The following is an 18,295-nucleotide window of genomic DNA, read 5'->3' on the forward strand; positions in this document are numbered from 1 at the left end:
GGATAATCTGCGAACTAGGGCTACTGCTGGTTCGATACTTAACTCGTGAATTAGAAGTGTTCAATTTGAGTGTAGTGGAGTGAATCTGGGCGGGCGGCGTGGTGTCGAGACTAGTTAGCGAGGGTTCCTTCCTCGCTTAGTAGTCTAAGAGTCGGAGGAGATCCTTGAATTTCTGGAAGAAATTCAATAGCTCCGGAGCGACCCACTACGCCGCCCGCCCAGATTCACGGAACGGAACGCAAGTTACGCGCATTAAGGTTTCACAGGTATGAATAAGCCCACAAAAAAAGCCCCTTGCACAAGACAAGGGGCAAACATGTTAATCCGTTTTTTTAGCGTTATTGCGTTGCATCATTTTCGCTTGATCGACGAGGGGACAGCCGACTTCTTCACAGTCGTGACAGCCGCCTGAATGGTTCTTTTTGAAGAAACGCAGGTAGGTGATGTAGATGACAGCGCCAAAGATGATGGCGGCAAGAATGAGTGTTGACATGGGCGAGACGACCTTTCTGGTACTGAGGTGACGATCGAATTAATCCAGAGTGAGCTGATACTGATGACTTTCACGTTTGATAAACACGCCGTAAATCATCAGCGCAAGAGCAATGATGCCCATAATCAAACCAACGGGTGCGATAGCGTGGGTGAAAACCAGCGAGGATTGGTAGATCACAACGGCGACCATGTAGGCCACTAGGGTTTGATAGCCAACCGCCCGCCAGGTCCAGCCGGTGTCGCCGAACTCCTTGTACATGGTCCCGATAGAGGCAAAACAAGGGGCACACAGAAGGTTGAAGGCGAGAAACGCGTAACCAGCCATTGGGGTGTAATACCCGCGCAGAACGCTGGCAAATGCGGCACTGGAGCTGCCGGCGCCAAACGTGATGTGCAGGGTGCCGACGCAGTTTTCTTTAGCAATCAGACCGGCGAGGACAGCCACGGTGGCGTGCCAGTCACCGAATCCAAGTGGGGCAAAGACTGGTGCAATCAGGGAACCAAGTGTTCTGAGAATACTGTGGTTTTGGTCGACCATTTGCAGCTGCCAGTTGAAGTTGGACAGGAACCAGATCACAACACAGGAAAGAAAAATGATGGTGCCGGCCTTGATGATGAAAGACTTGGCCCGCAGCCAGACGCTTTGCACCAGGTTGCTGACCTTTGGAAAATGGTAGGCGGGCAGTTCCATGACAAATGGGGCTGGGGCGCCTTTGAACATCTTTGTTTTCTTGAGGAAGACCCCGGAGCCGATAACGGTGAGGATGCCGATGAAGTAGGCGGAAGGGGCGACCCAGGTGTTGTTTGGAAAGAAGGTCTCGCTGACCAGCGCGATGACGGTGAGTTTTGCCGAACAGGGCATGAACGTTGTCAGCATAATGGTCATCCGGCGGTCCTTTTCGCTTTCGATGGTTCGGGTCGCCATGATGCCGGGAACGCCGCAGCCAGTTGCAATCAGCATGGGGATAAAGGATTTTCCGGATAAGTTGAAGCGGTGGAAGATCCGGTCCATGACAAACGAGATCCGCGCCATGTAGCCGCAGTCCTCAAGAATGCCCAGACAGAGGAACAGCATCATAATCTGCGGCAAGAAGCCAAGGACGGAGCCGATCCCGTTGATGATCCCGTTAACCACGAGACTTTTGAGCCAGGGGGCAATATGTAAGGCTGTTAAGGCAGCGGTGGCGCCGTTTGGAATCCATTTACCGAATAACACGTCGTTCATCCAGTCACTGCCGATGGTGCCTACCGTTTGAATGGACAGGTAGTAGACCACCCACATGACCATGACGAAAATGGGCAGGGCCAGGAAGCGGTTGGTGACAATTTTATCTAGTTTATCGCTCATCGATTCGGTGAAGTCATCGGTATCGACCACGCACATGTTGATGACTCGCGCGATGAAGTCGTAGCGAGCGTTGACAACGATGCTATCGCTGTGGTCGTCGAAGATTTTCTCGGTGTCTTTGATGATGCCGTCAATTTCGGCTTGTTGCGCATCGGTGAGTTCGATGAGGTTACCGATTTCTTCGTCACGCTCAAACAGCTTAATGGCGAACCAGCGCTGCTGGGATTCGGAAACGACATTCTTGATCTGTTTGGTGATCATGTCGATGGCGGACTCGAGCCGGGCATCGTACTTTGGATAGCTGTAACAGATCGGATGTTCCTTTGCGTCCTTGACTTTATTGACCAGTTTATCGATATGTTCTTTCCGCAGGGCGCTGATGCTGACCACTGGTACGCCCAACATATAGGAAAGTTTCTTTAAATTAATGGTCCGGTTACCCTGTTTTTTTAACAGGTCCATCATGTTCAGGCTGATGATAAGCGGGGTGCCAGTTTCCATGACTTGCAGTGTGAGGTAGAGGTTACGTTCTAGATTGGTGGCATCCACGACGTCTAAGACTTCGTCGGGATGTTCTTCCAGCAGGTAGTTTCGGGTAATGATCTCTTCTGAACTGTAAGGGGACAGGGAATAGATGCCCGGGAGATCTTGAATGTCATAATCTTCATCATGCTTGAGCTTGCCGCTCTTGCGATCGATCGTGACGCCCGGCCAGTTACCGACGTGCTGATTGGTGCCCGTTAACGCGTTGAACAGCGTGGTTTTGCCACTGTTAGGGTTGCCAATGAGGGCGAGGTCTGTCTTGTCCATCTTCATATCCATGTTCATGTCCATTTCCATCGTTACACCTCTTCTAGTAACACACAGCTGGCATCGGCTTTCCGGAGACTGAGTTTGTATCCGCGCACAAGCAATTCGATTGGATCGCCCAGCGGAGCAACTTGGTTGATTTTGATCATGGTGTTGTTGGTCAGCCCCATGTCCATGAGCCGGCGCCGTAACGCCCGGTCACCGACCATTTTCCGGACGATGCCGGACATGCCGACCTTGAATTCAGCGAGCGGCTTGAGTTTGGCCGGATCACTTTCGTTAACGCTGCGAACAACGATACGTTGGGCAATGTCGAGACTGATGGCTAAGCGCTGACCCTGAAAGAAGATGACCATGCCGGAAGATTCAGCGGAAACAGAGACCACGGTAACGGCTTTACCGGCAATCATGCCCATTTCGGATAAGTGCCGAACGAGCTTCTTGTCGCCTAAGACCTGAATAATAATGTATTTGCCGCGGTTCTTTAGTTCGGAGAGTGCTTCCATCGTCATATGCCTCCAGTGATCCACCATTAAATTAAAATCTGGTTAGTATTCAAATAATTAGTATCTATTATATTCCAATATCCCCATTTTAGACACTAGGGAATTGCCCTAAATATAGATAAATGGAATATATTTAACAAGCAGTATAATAGGCTTTTATTTCATTTAAAAGTGCGGTATGTTAACACTAGATACTTTATTGGCATAGTTTTTTCGTGGTAATAATTCTGAATTATATAAAGAATTGTGATAAGAATAACAGTTGCGGAAAACGAAGTGGGTGCCGAATCGTGATGCGATGCAGTTCTAATGATACTCAATAGTTAAGAAAAATTGACTTGAAGGGTGGACTACATGGCATTTTTCGTGCCCGATTTGTTAAAATAGACAGTGGATAAGGAATAATTAGCCGACAAAATATACGGCGGACGACTATTTAAACTAAAAATGGAATGGTGAATAAAATGAATGTTGAACGGTTTATTAACGCACGTAAGGCGTTAGGCATGTCCCAGGCCGAACTGTGCGAGGGTATTTGTACCCAGGCAACGTTAAGCAAGTTTGAGAGCTCCGGCCGCACACCAGCTGTTAGAATTTTGGTACAACTGTGCGCACGTCTGGGTTTAAAACTCGATGATGTGTTCCCAATCAACCAACCGGCTAAATTGGAAGTCCACCATATTTTAGACACAGCTGAATTTAAGTTGATTACAAGTGAATACGAGAGTCCCTTGGCTGACCTGGATGGAATTAGTTTTGACCATTTATCAGATGAAGGCAAAATGCAGTACTTCTTTATCAAGGGGTATCTGACGGCGTTAACGGATGAGCCATTTCCGATTCGTTGTACTACTTCAATATGATCTTAAATGATCTGGATAACGAGCACCGAACGATTTACTCCCAGCTTGCTTATACGGGCAGCGGGGTCGCGTACAGTCGCAACAATGAGAACGAAAAGGCGGAATTTTATTTCCAAAAGGTCTTTGATGACCTGCAAAAGCTCCTTTTAAATAGCAACAAGGCCATCTGGCGCGCGCTAAACATGATCTATTACACGGCGGAATACTATAACCGAATCGGCGACTACAAAACGAGCGACGGTTTGCTGAACTACGGCTATGACGTGTGCTCAGATAAGCGCGTCACGTACTACATCGCAAAGATCTGCTTCCTGAGGGCGCAAAACTTGAAGGCAAGAAATGGCGACGAGGCGCAGATCATTGAAGAGTTGAATGACGCCAAGGCGTTTTCGAGGTTGAATCATAATTATAAGTTGATTGAGAAGATTGAGAGTTTTGAGGAGCAGAGTGTGTAGCAAGGCGGGTTAGGGGCGGTGTGTAAGGGACTCTGACGGAAAATCCCGGGCCTGGATTTTTTGTCAGAGTCCCTTACACGTTAGCCCCGTGCGGAACACGTTTCGGCAATGTGAAATCAAAGCACGTCGCAAGAACTACTTGGAGGACCAAAAGCATAATCCCGGTCCTGGATTTTGTGCCGGAAGTTGCTTACGCAGTAGCCCTCAGCCTTGCGGAACACGTTTCGGCACGGTGAAAGTGGAGCACGTCGCCAAAATTACTCGAAGGCCAAGCAGCAGAAAAGTCAGGGTCTGACTTATAGACCAGAGTCGGTTACACGTTAGTCTCGCCTTGCGGAACACATTTCAGCAATGTGAACTCAAAGCACGCCGCAAGGGAGTATTCTGCAAACACCTCACCCAAATCAAAAACACTCAAAACACCGCACCAAACCCGGGAGGCCAGCCCTCCTTTTTTACTGCCCACAACAAAAACCGACACCACCAAATATTTTTTTGCCAGAGTCACACACAACTGCCATAAATATTCTGAAAATATGTTAAACTTGAATTATTATTTTATACTTTCCAGGCGGCCTTATCTTGTGAGGCTGCAAACTAAACTAGGAGTCAAAACACGAGCTGCCGCGATGGTGAATCGTGTATAACGAGAGTAAGAGGGGTGCACCATGGCTCATAAACTTTGGCGCCAGTTTCCACAGGTGCAAAAAGAACTCACACAACTTCAACCATACTTATTAAAGGTGATTACCTTACCGAACCAACGCATTCACGTGAAGATTACCCAATTGCTGTCAGCTGGGGGTAAACTGCTGCGACCGGGATTCTTCTACTTATTTAGTGAGTTTGGCGATGAGCATGACGATGACCGGCTTCGCGCAGTCGCAGCGTCGCTTGAATTGCTGCACGTGGCAACGTTGATTCACGATGATGTCATCGACCGGTCACCGTTACGGCGTGGTGTGAAGACGATTCAAACGGAGTACGGTTCACGAAATGCCATTTACGCTGGCGATTATTTGTTCACCGCGTACTTCAATGAAGTCTTGAAGGCCTCGTCTGATCCGGCAGTGTTGAAGCTTCAGATCAACAGCATGCGCGAGATCCTAACGGGCGAGCTTGATCAAATGGATCTTAACTACCGGTTCAACGTGAGCGAGGGCGAGTATTTAAACGAGATCACGGGTAAGACGGCGGTACTGTTCTGGTTAAGCTGTCATCAAGGGGCCGCTATAGCGGGGGCTTCGGAGGCCGTGGCGACGCTGGCTGGCCAAATTGGGCTGACTATCGGCCGCGCCTACCAGATCATGGATGACATTTTGGATTACGATGGCGACGAGAAGGCAACGCGCAAACCTGTCTTGGAAGATCTGAAGTCGGGTGTTTACTCACTGCCTTTGATTCTGGCACTACAACAGTCACCAAAGGTCTTTAAGCCATTATTGAAAAAGAAACAAGACATGACGGATGCCGACGTGCTTGAAGTGCAGCGGCTTGTCATTGAAAACAAAGGTGTCGAACTGGCCAAAGCCCGGGCAACCGAGTTCACCGAACAGGCCCTTGACCTCATCAGCAGTTTACCTGATGTTCCTGTCAAACAGGACATTGACCGGTTAACGCGGTGGCTGCTGACGCGGAACCAATAATTGATATGAAATACCCCTTGCAAATTTGGCAGGGGTTTTTGTTTGCGTTCTGTGTTCGTTGCATTGCGCGATTTGGCACTCCGTTGTAGAGCGTGGAGGAAAACGGTTTGAGGGCGGAGCCTAAGCAACTCTGATAGAAATACCCGGGTTTGGTATTTTTGTCAGAATTGCTTAGGCAGTAGCCCTCAGTTTTCCGGAACGCGTTTCAGCTATGTTGCCGAGAAATACTGTTTAGTCCGTTGCATTGCGCGATTTGGCACTCCGTTGTGGTGGCTCGCAAATGAGCTAACTCGATTTCTGCTACGCAGCTCTCGAGTGGATCTCATTCGACTCGCATATCACTAGGTGGCCGAAGACCGCGCCCACCAAGTGATATCGACACCACAACTCCGTGCCAAATCGCTCCATTCCACTGACTGTGAGCTCATTATTGATACTTGCTAAGTATTGCAATACAGTCAATGCCAGTTCCTAGATTATCCGCACTCGACTGCAGGTCAATCATATTGTGCGAACCTAGGTCTGCTGAATTGGTGTTGAAGATCACTAATAGTGATTCACCAACGATGGGACAAACTTTGGGAATTCGACATCACGTAATATTCACCACAACTGTTAGCGTAGTGGAGCCGTAGGAGATCCTTGAATTTCTAGTTCACATTGCGGAAACGTGTTCCGCAGGCCAACTCCCTACTGTGTAAGGCAACTTTGCCAGAAATTCAAGACCGGAATTTCCGACAAAGTCGCCTTACATTCCGGGAGTTACCCGGCCTGCTCCACACTTTTGCCTCAGCCTGCAGGGCCGACCGGCGGAACGAAGTGGCAATAGAAAACAGAAGAACCTGAGAAATGATTTCTCAGGTTCTTCTTAATATCGATTATTTCTTGTAAATTGATTTTGGTTCACCATAACGACTGCGAGCCCAAGTTTTTTGTAACCACGGGACGAACCAGTAGTCCAGGCCAATGCTGCGGCCGGAGCCGTTCATTAAGGCGAGGGCGACGAAGAGGACCCAGCTGGTGGCCCAGGTGTGCAGGAAGACGAAGAAGCCGATGATGATCAGCAGGTTCGCGGTCCAAGTTCCTAAGCCAAGGAAGATGAGACAACCGAGGATCAGTTCGCAGTAGGCAATCCATCCCTGTCCGGAAATGAGCCACGGCATCGTGCCGTTGACATTGGCGAGGCCATCAATGAACAGCCCAAGTCCAAAGAATAACCGCAACGGTACTGACCACAGTACGTTAGATTGCCGTGAGGTGTGGTAGCCGAAAACTGTCCGGCCGTTTGCTGTGCGGAAGAATTCATCCAACAGGTACTTGAAAAAGTAGTAGCCAGAGCCGATCCGCATGAGATAGAGGAAGTTTGTACAGTGCTTAATGATCGTTGCAAACCACCCACGAACACGTTTGCCGCCAAAAACCTGCGCGATACCGTAGCGGGCACCGAAGGAAACAGCCAAGCCCATCGATTTGTCGGTGAAGATGGTGTAGTTTTGGGTGCCGTTGATGTCAGCCGCAACGTTCTTAGCGATGATCAGGGCTTCGTTTTCAGCCTCTTGTGCGGTCTGTGGGACGGCCCGTTCAGCACCGTCTTCCGTTGCGTTGGCGTCATCACCGGCGACGTAGACACTCTTGTCTTCTAGCCCCTGTGCTTGCAGGAAGTGGTTGACGACTAACCGGCCGCCACGACCAGCTTCAATGCCGAATTCATCAGCGATGTGGTTGGTCTTCACACCGGCCGTCCAGATCAGCGTGTTCGTTTGGATTGGGTCTTGGTCCTTGATCTCAACGGAGTCTGGGTTGACCTTAGTGATCATGGATTCTGTCCGGATTTCAACATTGTTTTTCTTCAGGTAAGCTTCTTCATGGGCGGCGTTGGTGCGGTCCAACATGTTGGTGATGGTTGGCGCAGCTTCGACCATGATGATCTTGATTTCGTCTGGATCCAGTTTGTTTTCTTTTGCCAAAACTTTGCGGTAATCGATAAGCTCGCCGACCGTTTCAGCACCGGTGAAGCCGGACCCACAGACAACCAGCGTTAGTTTTGCAGCGCGCTTCACAGGATCGCGTTCGATGGCACCTTCGCGGATGATGGTGTTGATGTGGTCACGCAGTTTGATAGCGTCTTCCATGGACCACAACGTCAGCCCGTTTTCAGCAACACCAGGGGTGCCGAAGTCGTTTGGTTCACCACCAAGACTGATGACGAGACTGTCAAATGGATAGGTGTCGTTTTCGGCAATCACGAGTTTCTTATCAGTGTCGATCTGTGACACGGTGTCGGTGACCAGTTGAACGTTGCGTTGCTTATGGAACAGGTTTTCCAAATCATACTGCACAGCATCGGGCTGGACCCGCTCTGTGGCAACTTCGTGTAACTGGGTCAGATAAGTGAAGTAGGAGTGACGGTCGATTAAGGTAATGGTCACGTCGGGATTAGACTTGAACTGCTTAGCCAACTTCTTGGTTGCTAAGACCCCCGCAAATCCGGCGCCGATGACAACGATATTTTTACTCATGAAATGATTCCCCCCTGATTCAGTAAAATAATATAGAATAATTATAAATTAATAACACTTATTATTATAATCAATTACCGCTATTACTTCAATGAAACACGCCCATATATTGTGGTTCACAAGTCAATTGCGACAGGGGCGACCTGCTGTTTGTTTGGAAAAGGTTAATCATAGGGAATGACCTGATTGAATTCACTTGAAAGGTGTATGCCAAAATTATAAATACCTTGTTGACTATCTTATTGAGAATATCAAAGAAAAAATGCACAAAAAAACGGAATCTGCAGAGAGCAGTTCCATTTTTTTTGCATTTAATACAAATCGTAAGGAAAATTCAACAACTTCGCCAGTTGAACCAGATCATCCCGATAATCGCCATAGACCAGCGCGAAGTGGGATTCATAACCGTGGCTGACAAACTGGTCAACAAGGTCAGTCACATCCTCGGTCATTTTGATTCGGCCGGAAGCGCCATTAAACTGCGGTTCCACGTCCTCGGCCTCGCCACTGGTAATGGCCAGCGAGTAGCCGTCCTTGGCGTTCCAGTGCACCCGCAACATGGTGACCTGACCCGGTTTCAATACCATATCCGGGCTGACCGGCATTTTGCGGTTCGGGTGAACACTGGCCTTCACGCCGTACTTTGGGTTCGCCAGCGAGAAGGCGCCGTAGTCGTGCCAAGTCGTGATGGAGTTGTCCTCGGGATCCATGCTGGAAAGGTCGCCAAGGAAAACGGCATCGCGGTTCGGTGTCAGCTGTTGCAGGACGTACATCGATAGCGCACCGTGAATATCACATTCCATCGCCGTTGGCAATTGCTCGTCACAAAGCTGGGACCACACGGCACCGGGCGCACTGTGATACTTGTCGAAAAAGTCTGGCCAACAGCGGGAAGCCAGGGCACCGAGGTTATCCTGTTTCTGATAACGGCGCATCAGGGTCGCAAACTTGACGTAGCGGGTGGTTTCATCCGCCTTGGTGTCCAATCCGTCAAAGTGCGCGTCGGCGTACGCTAGCTGGTCGTCGTAATCCTCGCCGGTGACTTTTTCGGCAGCGTCGAACGCGTCGTCGATATTGTAATGTTTCAGCGTGGTACCAAACGTTTGCGCGAGTTCGTCTGCATTGGCGTCTGAGAAGAAACCAGGCGGGTAGGTGCCGACCACACCAATGTTTAACGCAGCCAGATCTGATTTGACCTGGGCAGCTTCGACGAACACCTTGATCTTATTTTGGACGGCCGATTCATCTGGGTTGCCGTAGAGGTGTTCAAACGGATGATGCTGACTTGCCAGATAGTTGCCAGAACTCATGATGCCAGTCAGCGCGTTAAACCGCAGCCAGCCGTGGACGCTTGGTTCGCGCGGCGCCAGGAGTAAGATTGGCGTCGTTGGGTAGTACCGGTGAACCAGCTGGATAAATTCAGCATCGGTAAACGTTGTGTTTTGGAAAATGATACCGCTAATTGCTTTATCGTGGATACTACCGAGGTAGCTGCTCAGTTCCGTTGGGTCGCCCAGCGCATCTTTCGGTTCAAGCACATCATACTTAGCAAGAATCTTCTTCGTTGTTGCCATAATCGTTTCCGCCGACTTAGCATCAAACTTTCGCCGGACAACTGGTAAATATAAGATTTGAGACATTGATTGAGTACTCCTCTTCTCGTTTTAAATTTTTTAGATTGGATAGTATTCCGTTGCATTGCGCGATTTGGCACTCCGTTGTGGTGGCTCGCGATGAAGCTAATTCAGCTGTCGCTGTGCGCCATCTGAATGGATCTCCATCGTCTCGCATGTCACTAAATGGCCAAAGAACGGCCATCAAGTGACATCGACACCACGGTTCCGTGCCAAATCGCTCCATTCCACTCACGTTGGGCTATCTGCTTAAATAGGTTAAGTATCAAATATGAATTAAAGCCGGTTCGCAGATTATCCGCACTCGACTGCTGGTTAACTATCAGCAGTTAACCTAATGACTTGTGCGAATGGATAACGCGGTGAATATACAGGATGCGATATTCTTGTTGATCTAACGTAGAGTTAACTGATAGGTGCCTAATTCAGCAAGTATTAGCGGAGTGGAGCCGGTCGGCATTGCAGGCAGTCGTGTCGGTGTCTGATGGCGAGGGTCCTTTCCTCGCCTACAAACACGGGAGACGGAGGAGATCCTTGAATTTCTGGTAAGAAATTCAATAGCTCCGGAGCGACCCATTACAGCCTGCAGGGCCGACCGGCGCAACGCAGCGAACGTTACAGTCTATCTTCGACAACTGGGTTGATCGTCGTATTAATCCCAGAAAGCCCAACAAACGCACCGTTGTTCACCATCCGTAAGTTCTCCGGATGGGTCAGCAGCCACTTGTTACGTTGGAATAACAGGTCGTCTGGTTTGCGTTTGGAAGCAAGTGGGCTGTTGGTGCCGTCAGTTAAAACGACAAGGCACTTGAAACCGGCCGAGTCGACCGCGCATGGTGCGAAGTGCATCGTGGTGGGGTAGACTTCGATAGCGGTACCTTGCGGAATGAAGAAGGCGTGGGCCTTACTGGACTTCAATCGTTTGTCAACGAGGTTCTGGCGTTCAGCGAAAAACAAAACGAAGTCGGTGGCGGCTAAGTTGAGTTCGGAACAGTTGTGAAACTCAAACGCGTTGAGCTTGTTGCTGTGACCGTTGCAGTAGCCAATTTCGATGGGCTGCTCGCCGTAGAAATTTCGCGCGATCTGTTGGCGCTGGGTGTCATTTAAGAACTGCGGGTCATTTCTCGCGTATTGGTTGCCGGTCGCCGGAATGACCGTTTGCGTGTTTAACGTATTTAACAGGTTGGCTTGAAAGGCAGGTCGATGACTTGGCCAAATTGGGAAAATTCTGGGTCGGTGACGGTTTTGATCGTCACGTCATGGTTGGTGTGTTGCAGGTCAGATAGTGTTGTCATAGGCTACTCCGTTTTCGTGTTGTCCCAGGCGTCTTGGAATGTCTTGAGGCCGAGGTCGGTGTACGGGTTGGTAAAGCTGGTCTCGTAAACGGACAGAGCGCAGGTGACGATGTCGGCACCGTAAATGGCGGCCTGTTCCAACTGCTTAGCGGTCCGAATTGCGGCAACGATAATTTCAGTGTCAAAGTTGTAAGTCTTATAGATGTCCACGATGTCCTTCACGTAGGATAACCCGTCGTCACCGTAATCTTCGCGCCAGCCGACAAATGGGGAAACGTACTTGGCGTGAAGTTTGCCGGGCATGATCGACTGCGCTGCTGAGAACACAAGGGTCATGTTGGTGCGGATGCCCTGCGCTTCCAACCGGCGGGCCGCAATGATGCCTTGTTTGTTGGTTGGAATTTTAATGACAAAGTTCTTTGAAATGGCGCTGATGTCCTTGGCATACGCAACCATGTCGTCGGCGTTGTCCAGGTGCGGGTTAATTTCCACAGATACGGGGAAGTCTGGTTTGTCAGCCACGTAGTCTGCGATGTCTTGGATGGCTTTTTTAAACGGCTTCCTACTGTTCATGATGTGCTTTGGATTGGTGGTCACACCGTCAAAGCCGTATTGCTCGTAAGCAATTTTGATTTCGTCTAACTTGGCACTATCTAAAAAGTATTTCATTAGTAATGATCCTTCTTTCAAGTTTTAAAAACAGTGAAGACAATTTAGTTGGATTCTTCGATAACGGGTTCGGCAATTTGCTCGGAACCGCGACGTTTCAGCAGGTCCGTCACGATCTTGCTGTACTTCTTTTCAGTCAGGGAGTAGGCCCAGTACATTAAAATGATGGTGGCAATCGATAGCACAGCCGAGTAAATGAACATCAGCCCCCGAATCCCCATGAGCGCGGTTGCGGTCTGTGTTGCACCTGGCACGTAGCGACCCAGGCCAGCACGATGCCGGGCAGGAACCCAGCAATGGCTTGGGAGAGTTTCCGGAAGTAGGTGAAGAATGAGTAGACCATGCCTTCAGTCCGAATCCCGGATTGCCACTCGCCGTATTCCACGCAGTCGGACACAAGTGCCCAGTTCAGCGCACTCGTGAAGCCGTCGCCAAGGTAGGCGATGCTGGTGAAGAAGACCAGCAGGAAGGTGTTGTTGGCGAAGAAGAAGCCGAGAATGTCCGCGATGGCCCAGATGGCACAGCCCATCATGTAGACGTACTTTTTATCGAACCGTTTCGTTAAAATGGGTGCCAGCAGCACGGACACGAAGACCATGCCGATACTGAAGAAGCCGAGCCAAGATTCAGCGGTCATATCTTTGAGAATGTACTTACAGTAGTAGACCTGGACGGTGAGCTTGAGGTTAAAGGCGGAGAACGTAAACAGGTTCACGAAACTCAGCGTGATCAGCGGCTTGTTACGCAGGAGGGCTTTAAATGATTTCTTGAGCTCGGCCTTGCTGACCTTTTCCTTCTTAGGCGCCGAATAATTTTCCTTAATGTTGGCGTAGGAATACCACTGCGCCAGCACGCCGACGATGGCGAAGATGACGACGGCGATCGAGTAGCCGATCTTCTGGTTCGGCAGCGCTTCAACAATCGGCATAAACCCGATAGTGGCAATCATCAGCCATGTTGGAGCCAGCCTGCCGCCAGGACGCTAGTTCCGACCGCTCCTGACTATTTCGCGTCATCGTTGGGATCATCGACCCGAACGGCACGTTTGAAATACTGTAACAGGTCCCAAACAGCATGTAGGCGATGTAGGCTCAGATGAGTTTACCGGTCACTGAGAAGTTTGGCGTACTGAAGTTAGCAATCAGCAACAGCGCCAGGGGAATCGCAGCCCACAGGAGAAACGGTCGGAACTTGCCCCGTTTCGTAATGTTGGTTCGATTATCGATCCACGTCCCCACTGCCATATCGGCAAACGCGTCCCAGATCTTTGCCACCAGGAACACCGTCCCAGCAGCGGCACTTGGCAGGCCGACCTGATCTGTAAAGTAGTTCAACAGGTACAACTGTCCCATATCAAACAGGAAGTTATTCCCCATATCTCCCACGGCATAGCCGATCTTATTTCGCAACGTCACCATTCTTGGTGCTGTCTCATTCTGCGCCGTTGCTGCTTTTGTTTCTGTAGAATCCATTTAAGTGTAGCCTTCTCTCTTAGGTTTCAGTTTTTATATTGTCTTTTTAGTCCGTTGCATTGCGTGATTTGGCACTCCGTTGTGGTGGCTCGCGATGAAGCTAATTCGATTTCTGCTGCGCAGCTCTCGAATGGATCTCCATCGTCTCGCATGTCACTAGGTGGCCGAAACCCTCGCCCACCAAGTGACATCGACACCACAACTCCGTGCCAAATCGCTCCATTCCACTCACTTTGAAGATAATAATTACGGAGACTAAGTATCGAATCGGAATTAAAGCCGGTTCATAGATTATCCGCCCTCGACTGCGAGTCATCGGAAGTGAGGTAACGATATGATACCTACTGTTACCGTAGATGATGGTGATTGCAATGAATGCTACTTAAGATTGGGTGTTGAATGATTTACCACTATTTGTCGTGAACAGCGTGTGCAACAAGGACATGCATAGCTATGAGCAAGTCAACACAGTTTATGCCGTGCCCTTTACTCACCATGACCGAGGCATCACCGGAACATGCGGTGGCGGGGCAGTCGAGGGCGGATAATCTGCGAACTTGGGTTAACTGAGTTTCGATACTTCAGTTAAGAATTTATGGTGCTGAATGTCAGTGACGTGGCGTGAATCTGGCTGGTTGGCGTGGTGTCGATGGTTGTTAGCGAGGGTTCTTTCCTCGCTTATAACCATGGGAGTCGGAGGAGATCCTTGAATTTCTGCCAAGAAATTCAATAGCTCCGTAGCGACCCACTACGCCAACCAGCCAGATTCACAGAACAGAACGCCAGTTACAGCAAATCTTAACCACCCAGATTCACGGAATGCCACGGCCTCAATCACTATCCCTATCCCCGCGCAATCATTTTCTTGTTCGCAAACTCATACAACGCCTGATCGCTCATTTCCCGTCCGTAACCGGAGGACTTCACGCCGCCGAATGGCAGTTCAGGGTAACCGTTGGAGGGTTGGTTGAGGAAGATTTGGCCGGTGATGAGCTGGTCGGCGACGCGCTTAGCTTCGTCGAGGTCTTGGGAATAAACGGCACCCGCGAGGCCGTATTGCGTGTCGTTGGCGACTTGGATGGCTTCGTCGGTGTCTTTTGCAATGTGCACCTGGCCGACGGGACCGAAGAATTCGGCGTCGTACATGGGGTTGTCGGGCTTCAGATTGCCCAGCAGCATTGGCTTAAAGAAGAACCCATCGCGGTCCTTCTGCGCACCACCGTCAACCAGGATCTCAGCACCGTGTTCAACGGCGGTGTCGACTTGCAGCTGCAGCTGGTCGCGGGCACGTTCGGAGGACATTGGGCCGATGGTGGTGTCGTCCGCCATGGGGTCGCCGAGGACTTGTTGCTCAAACGTGGTCTTCATCTTAGTGACAAATTCGTCCGCGTTGGCTTCAGTCACGATGTACCGCTTGGCTGAGGTGCAGACTTGCCCCGCATTCCGCAAGCGGGAAATGGCGCCGTCAGCGACTGCCTGGTCAATATCGGCATCCGGCAGGACTACGAACGCATCGTTGCCGCCGAGCTCCAATGTCGTTTTGGTGAGGGCTTGGGCCGCTTCACTGGCGACGATTCGGCCTGCCTTGGTCGAGCCGGTCAACGCTACGCCCTGGACGCGGTCGTCGGCGATGATGGCGGCGGCTTGGTCGTTGGTCAAAAACAAGTTTTGGAAACCACCGTGCGCGTGCATGACACTGTAGACGGTCTTTTCAAACTGATCCGCGCAGCCAGCAACAATCGGGGCGTGTTTTAAAATGACCGGATTGCCCAACAGGAAGTTTGGCGCGAACACCCGCATGACCTGGGTGTACGGGAAGTTCCAGGGTTCGATGGCGAACACGATTCCGGTCGATTCGTACTGCATCTGCGCCTGCTTATCGCCCAAGTAGGTGTAGGGCTTTGGCGTCAGCGCCTTGGGGCCGTTATCCGCATAGTACTGGGCAATGTTGCCGGCAGCGTTCGCTTCAGCCAAGGCTTCGGTGTAGCGCTTGCCCATGTTTTCCGTGGCCGTTTTTGCGAGGACCTCAGCGTTGTCGTGGAAGGCCTTCGCAATCTCACCCAACTGCTGGGCGCGCTGGTCAAACGTGTGGCGGCGCTGGAAAGTGAAGTACTTGTCAGCACGGTCCAGCGCATCGCTGATATCCTCGGTGCTGTTAACGGGGTAGGCGGCAATTTCCTTGCCTGTATAGGGGTTGACGATCTTAAAATTCATTAGTATTCTGCTCCAATCTTTTCAAATAAGGCCGCAAATTCTGAGTCGGCGCGGTAGAAAACGGGGATCTGACCCAGCGGTGCACTGACTTCAACGGTGTCACCGCCAGTAAACCGGTCGCCGGTCCAGAGGTGGATCCAGTTGTCTTCGGGCAGGTAGGTCGACCAGGTTTGCTTGCCAGGCCGGTACACCGGTGCCACTAACAGATCGCGGCCAAGTAAGTATTCATACTGGATGTCGTAGGTGCCGGCATCGTCTGGATAGTGCATGAACAGCGGCCGCTGCATCGGCAAGCCTTCGCTGACCGCCTGCGCCGCGATTATTTTCCGGTACGGGGTCAGGGCTTTAAACACCTGGGTCATCCGGGCGAGATGCACTGAGGCATCGTAATCGTCGTAGACTGAAAATTCTGATCCGGTCGGTTACCCTCGTGCGTCCGCATCAGTGGGGTGAAGGCGGCCATCTCGGCCCAGCGCATGAAGAGTTCGCGCGAGCGGATGTTACCGTACAGGCTGGTGTAGCCGCCGATGTCGCTGTGGGAAATGCTGTTGCCGGTCAAACCAGCGGACAGGGCGGCCGGAATCGTTGCGGCGAGCCCGTCGTCCAGACTCCAGTTCACACTCTGATCGCCCGCCCACAGCACCGGCGCGTACTTCTGACTGCCAGTGCCGCCAGCGCGCATGAAGTACATGATCTGGTCGGTCAACCCAGCTTCCTTAACGGCGTCGTAGTTGCATTGCGCCCAAAGGACTGGCCACTTGTTGTGCATCACCATCGGGTCGGAGTGGTCGTACAACACAACGTCGGTGGGCAGGTACTCGCCGAAGTCAGCCATCCAACCTTTCATGCCAGTGCTGATCAGCCGCTGTTTGATGAGGTCCTTGTACCAGTCAAACGCGTCCGGGTTCGTGAAATCGACCACGCCGCAAAGGAACTCGCCGAAGTCAACAAGGTAGATGTCCCCAGTCTGCGTTTTAGCGAAATAGCCCAGGTCCTTCACATCCGCAAACAGTTGGGTGTCGTTTGCGATGTAGGGGTTGATGTAGCCGAGAAACGCGATGCCCTGGTCCTGCCACTGTTTAATGGACGTCGTCAGGTTGGGGTACAGGTTGTCATCGGCACGCCAGTCCCAGTAGAGCCGCTTGCCAAAGCTGGTCATGCGAATGCCTTCCCAGTCCTGCGCCCAGATGCCGGCAAGCGCCACGTCGTTTTCTTTGAGCTGGTCAGTGATCTCCGAAACGCGGTCGGTGCCGCCCTGCACGCCCAGAATGAGCCCGTTGTTGGTCCAATCGGGCAGCCCAGTTGTGCGGCCGACCAGGCTGGTTAATTTTGTAATCAACTCGGGAAAGGTCGGGGCGGTATCAAACGTCAATGACAGCGGTAAGTCCCAGAACTGCAGCTCGTGGTAGTCGTCATTTTGAAAATCAAAGTCGGCATAGTCGTAACTGGCCACGTGACAGTAGTACATCTGGGTCGAAATAAACGTGGGCGCTGGGTAGTTCGTGGTGTAGTAGTCGCCGCCAGAGTGGGTCTGGTCCGCCTGGAAGGTCGTCAGCGTGTGCTTGTTGCGGCCAACGCCGGGTTCGGACGTCCATAACGGAAAGTGGCGGCCGCGCAGGTCCAGGTGCGACAGTTGTTCACCGCACCCGTAAACGTGCTCGTCCTTGTCGGCCGTTAACCGGAACCAGAAGCGATTCCAGCCGTCCTTTAATAGGGTAGGTTTGATGACGAGCCGGTCAGCTGCGTCGAGAAAACAGGTGAGCTCAAGGTAAGCATCGCCCTGAAAACTAAACGTGAGCTGAATGTCGTCTTCAGTAACACGGTGATCGGTGAGGGTCAACGGCAGCTTAGCGGCCAGCGTGTCGCTAAGCTCAAAGTTACCTTGGTACATGGCAACGTCGGCGTCCCCGCGGCCAATAAAGACGATCGGCGAAGCGGCCGTCTCACGAAGCAGCGGCAGGTCATGGTAAAACAGGGTGTTGTTTAAAAAGGTGAGTGGAGCTTGTTGAGAAGTAGAAATCATAGGCCACCTCCATGGTTGGTTTTTGTGTCGTGATGATAAGTTTTTTGTGATTTTAAGTGTAGATATGGGTAAGGGTTTTGCGATGGTTAGTAATATAGCGATTGGAGGTTAAATGGAACTTAAAGGAAAGAGTGCGGAGCGAGCCGGTTAAGGGGCGGAGCATAAGGGACTCTGACCAGAAAGCCTGAACTGCGGGCTTTGTGGTCAGAGTCCCTTATGCAGTAGCCCCTTGCTCGCGGAGCACGTTTAGGCTATGAGCCAAGAAAGGCCGCCACGATCCCCGAAATACCGCCATTTCCACCAACCAGTGATACAAAAACCAAATATCACAGATACAAAATAAATA

General features: G+C 51.0%; 15 protein-coding genes and 1 pseudogene. 3 read left to right on the plus strand and 13 right to left on the minus strand.

The window, feature by feature from the left end:
- Positions 1 to 319 precede the first annotated feature (319 nt).
- The 3 genes from JCM11969_RS17715 to JCM11969_RS08010 are packed head-to-tail and all read right to left on the minus strand — an operon-like array spanning position 320 to position 3,159.
- Positions 320 to 493: a FeoB-associated Cys-rich membrane protein gene (locus JCM11969_RS17715; protein ID WP_156319305.1), complete on the minus strand. Its 174-nt coding sequence runs from the start codon at positions 491 to 493 to the stop codon at positions 320 to 322.
- A gap of 39 nt (positions 494 to 532) precedes the next feature.
- Positions 533 to 2,653, minus strand: coding sequence for a ferrous iron transport protein B (gene feoB / locus JCM11969_RS08005; protein WP_054710361.1), 2,121 nt, complete (start codon positions 2,651 to 2,653; stop codon positions 533 to 535).
- 32 nt (positions 2,654 to 2,685) lie between these two features.
- Positions 2,686 to 3,159 (minus strand): FeoA family protein, encoded by a 474-nt coding sequence (locus tag JCM11969_RS08010; RefSeq protein WP_054710245.1) that lies wholly within the window; start codon positions 3,157 to 3,159, stop codon positions 2,686 to 2,688.
- A 464-nt stretch (positions 3,160 to 3,623) separates the two neighbouring features.
- Here JCM11969_RS08010 and JCM11969_RS18880 point away from each other — a divergent pair, with 464 nt between their 5' ends.
- The 3 genes from JCM11969_RS18880 to JCM11969_RS08025 all read left to right on the plus strand — a co-directional run bounded on the left by JCM11969_RS18880 (position 3,624) and on the right by JCM11969_RS08025 (position 6,123).
- Positions 3,624 to 4,022: a helix-turn-helix domain-containing protein gene (locus JCM11969_RS18880; protein WP_054710247.1), complete on the plus strand. Its 399-nt coding sequence runs from the start codon at positions 3,624 to 3,626 to the stop codon at positions 4,020 to 4,022.
- A complete protein-coding gene (locus tag JCM11969_RS18885; RefSeq protein ID WP_225353185.1) occupies positions 4,004 to 4,477 on the plus strand; it encodes a hypothetical protein in 474 nt (157 codons plus the stop codon). Before JCM11969_RS18880 ends, JCM11969_RS18885 begins: the two co-directional genes overlap by 19 nt.
- Before the next feature lie 668 nt (positions 4,478 to 5,145).
- Positions 5,146 to 6,123: a polyprenyl synthetase family protein gene (locus JCM11969_RS08025; RefSeq protein ID WP_054710253.1), complete on the plus strand. Its 978-nt coding sequence runs from the start codon at positions 5,146 to 5,148 to the stop codon at positions 6,121 to 6,123.
- An 878-nt stretch (positions 6,124 to 7,001) separates the two neighbouring features.
- On the opposite strand, the gene JCM11969_RS08030 is transcribed toward JCM11969_RS08025, so the two are convergent.
- The 10 genes and pseudogenes from JCM11969_RS08030 to JCM11969_RS08060 form a co-directional block, all read right to left on the minus strand.
- On the minus strand, positions 7,002 to 8,642 hold the full coding sequence (locus JCM11969_RS08030; RefSeq protein WP_054710256.1) for an NAD(P)/FAD-dependent oxidoreductase: 1,641 nt from the start codon (positions 8,640 to 8,642) through the stop codon (positions 7,002 to 7,004).
- 311 nt (positions 8,643 to 8,953) lie between these two features.
- Positions 8,954 to 10,282: a hypothetical protein gene (locus JCM11969_RS08035; RefSeq protein ID WP_054710259.1), complete on the minus strand. Its 1,329-nt coding sequence runs from the start codon at positions 10,280 to 10,282 to the stop codon at positions 8,954 to 8,956.
- A gap of 609 nt (positions 10,283 to 10,891) precedes the next feature.
- Positions 10,892 to 11,503: a DUF4867 family protein gene (locus JCM11969_RS17090; protein ID WP_082409236.1), complete on the minus strand. Its 612-nt coding sequence runs from the start codon at positions 11,501 to 11,503 to the stop codon at positions 10,892 to 10,894.
- Between the two features lie 71 nt (positions 11,504 to 11,574).
- Positions 11,575 to 12,240, minus strand: a complete 666-nt coding sequence (locus JCM11969_RS08045; RefSeq protein ID WP_054710265.1) for a transaldolase family protein — start codon at positions 12,238 to 12,240, stop codon at positions 11,575 to 11,577.
- Between the two features lie 44 nt (positions 12,241 to 12,284).
- Positions 12,285 to 12,443 (minus strand): hypothetical protein, encoded by a 159-nt coding sequence (locus JCM11969_RS18890; RefSeq protein ID WP_225353186.1) that lies wholly within the window; start codon positions 12,441 to 12,443, stop codon positions 12,285 to 12,287.
- Complete coding sequence (locus JCM11969_RS19800; RefSeq protein WP_263850027.1) at positions 12,443 to 13,189, minus strand: MFS transporter; 747 nt, start codon at positions 13,187 to 13,189, stop codon at positions 12,443 to 12,445. The genes JCM11969_RS18890 and JCM11969_RS19800 overlap by 1 nt, the downstream gene beginning before the upstream one ends.
- A pseudogene (locus JCM11969_RS19805) lies at positions 13,155 to 13,712 on the minus strand (MFS transporter). The gene JCM11969_RS19800 and the pseudogene JCM11969_RS19805 overlap by 35 nt, the downstream one beginning before the upstream one ends.
- Before the next feature lie 843 nt (positions 13,713 to 14,555).
- Entirely contained in the window at positions 14,556 to 15,926 is a 1,371-nt protein-coding gene (locus JCM11969_RS08055) for an aldehyde dehydrogenase family protein (protein WP_054710269.1), read from the minus strand.
- Positions 15,926 to 16,288 (minus strand): glycoside hydrolase family 31 family protein, encoded by a 363-nt coding sequence (locus JCM11969_RS19810; protein WP_263850028.1) that lies wholly within the window; start codon positions 16,286 to 16,288, stop codon positions 15,926 to 15,928. Before JCM11969_RS19810 ends, JCM11969_RS08055 begins: the two co-directional genes overlap by 1 nt.
- A complete protein-coding gene (locus JCM11969_RS08060) occupies positions 16,285 to 17,949 on the minus strand; it encodes an alpha-glucosidase (protein ID WP_263850029.1) in 1,665 nt (554 codons plus the stop codon). Before JCM11969_RS08060 ends, JCM11969_RS19810 begins: the two co-directional genes overlap by 4 nt.
- Positions 17,950 to 18,295 lie beyond the last annotated feature (346 nt).

The organism is Secundilactobacillus paracollinoides DSM 15502 = JCM 11969 (assembly GCF_001311135.1).
Lineage (GTDB): Bacteria > Bacillota > Bacilli > Lactobacillales > Lactobacillaceae > Secundilactobacillus > Secundilactobacillus paracollinoides.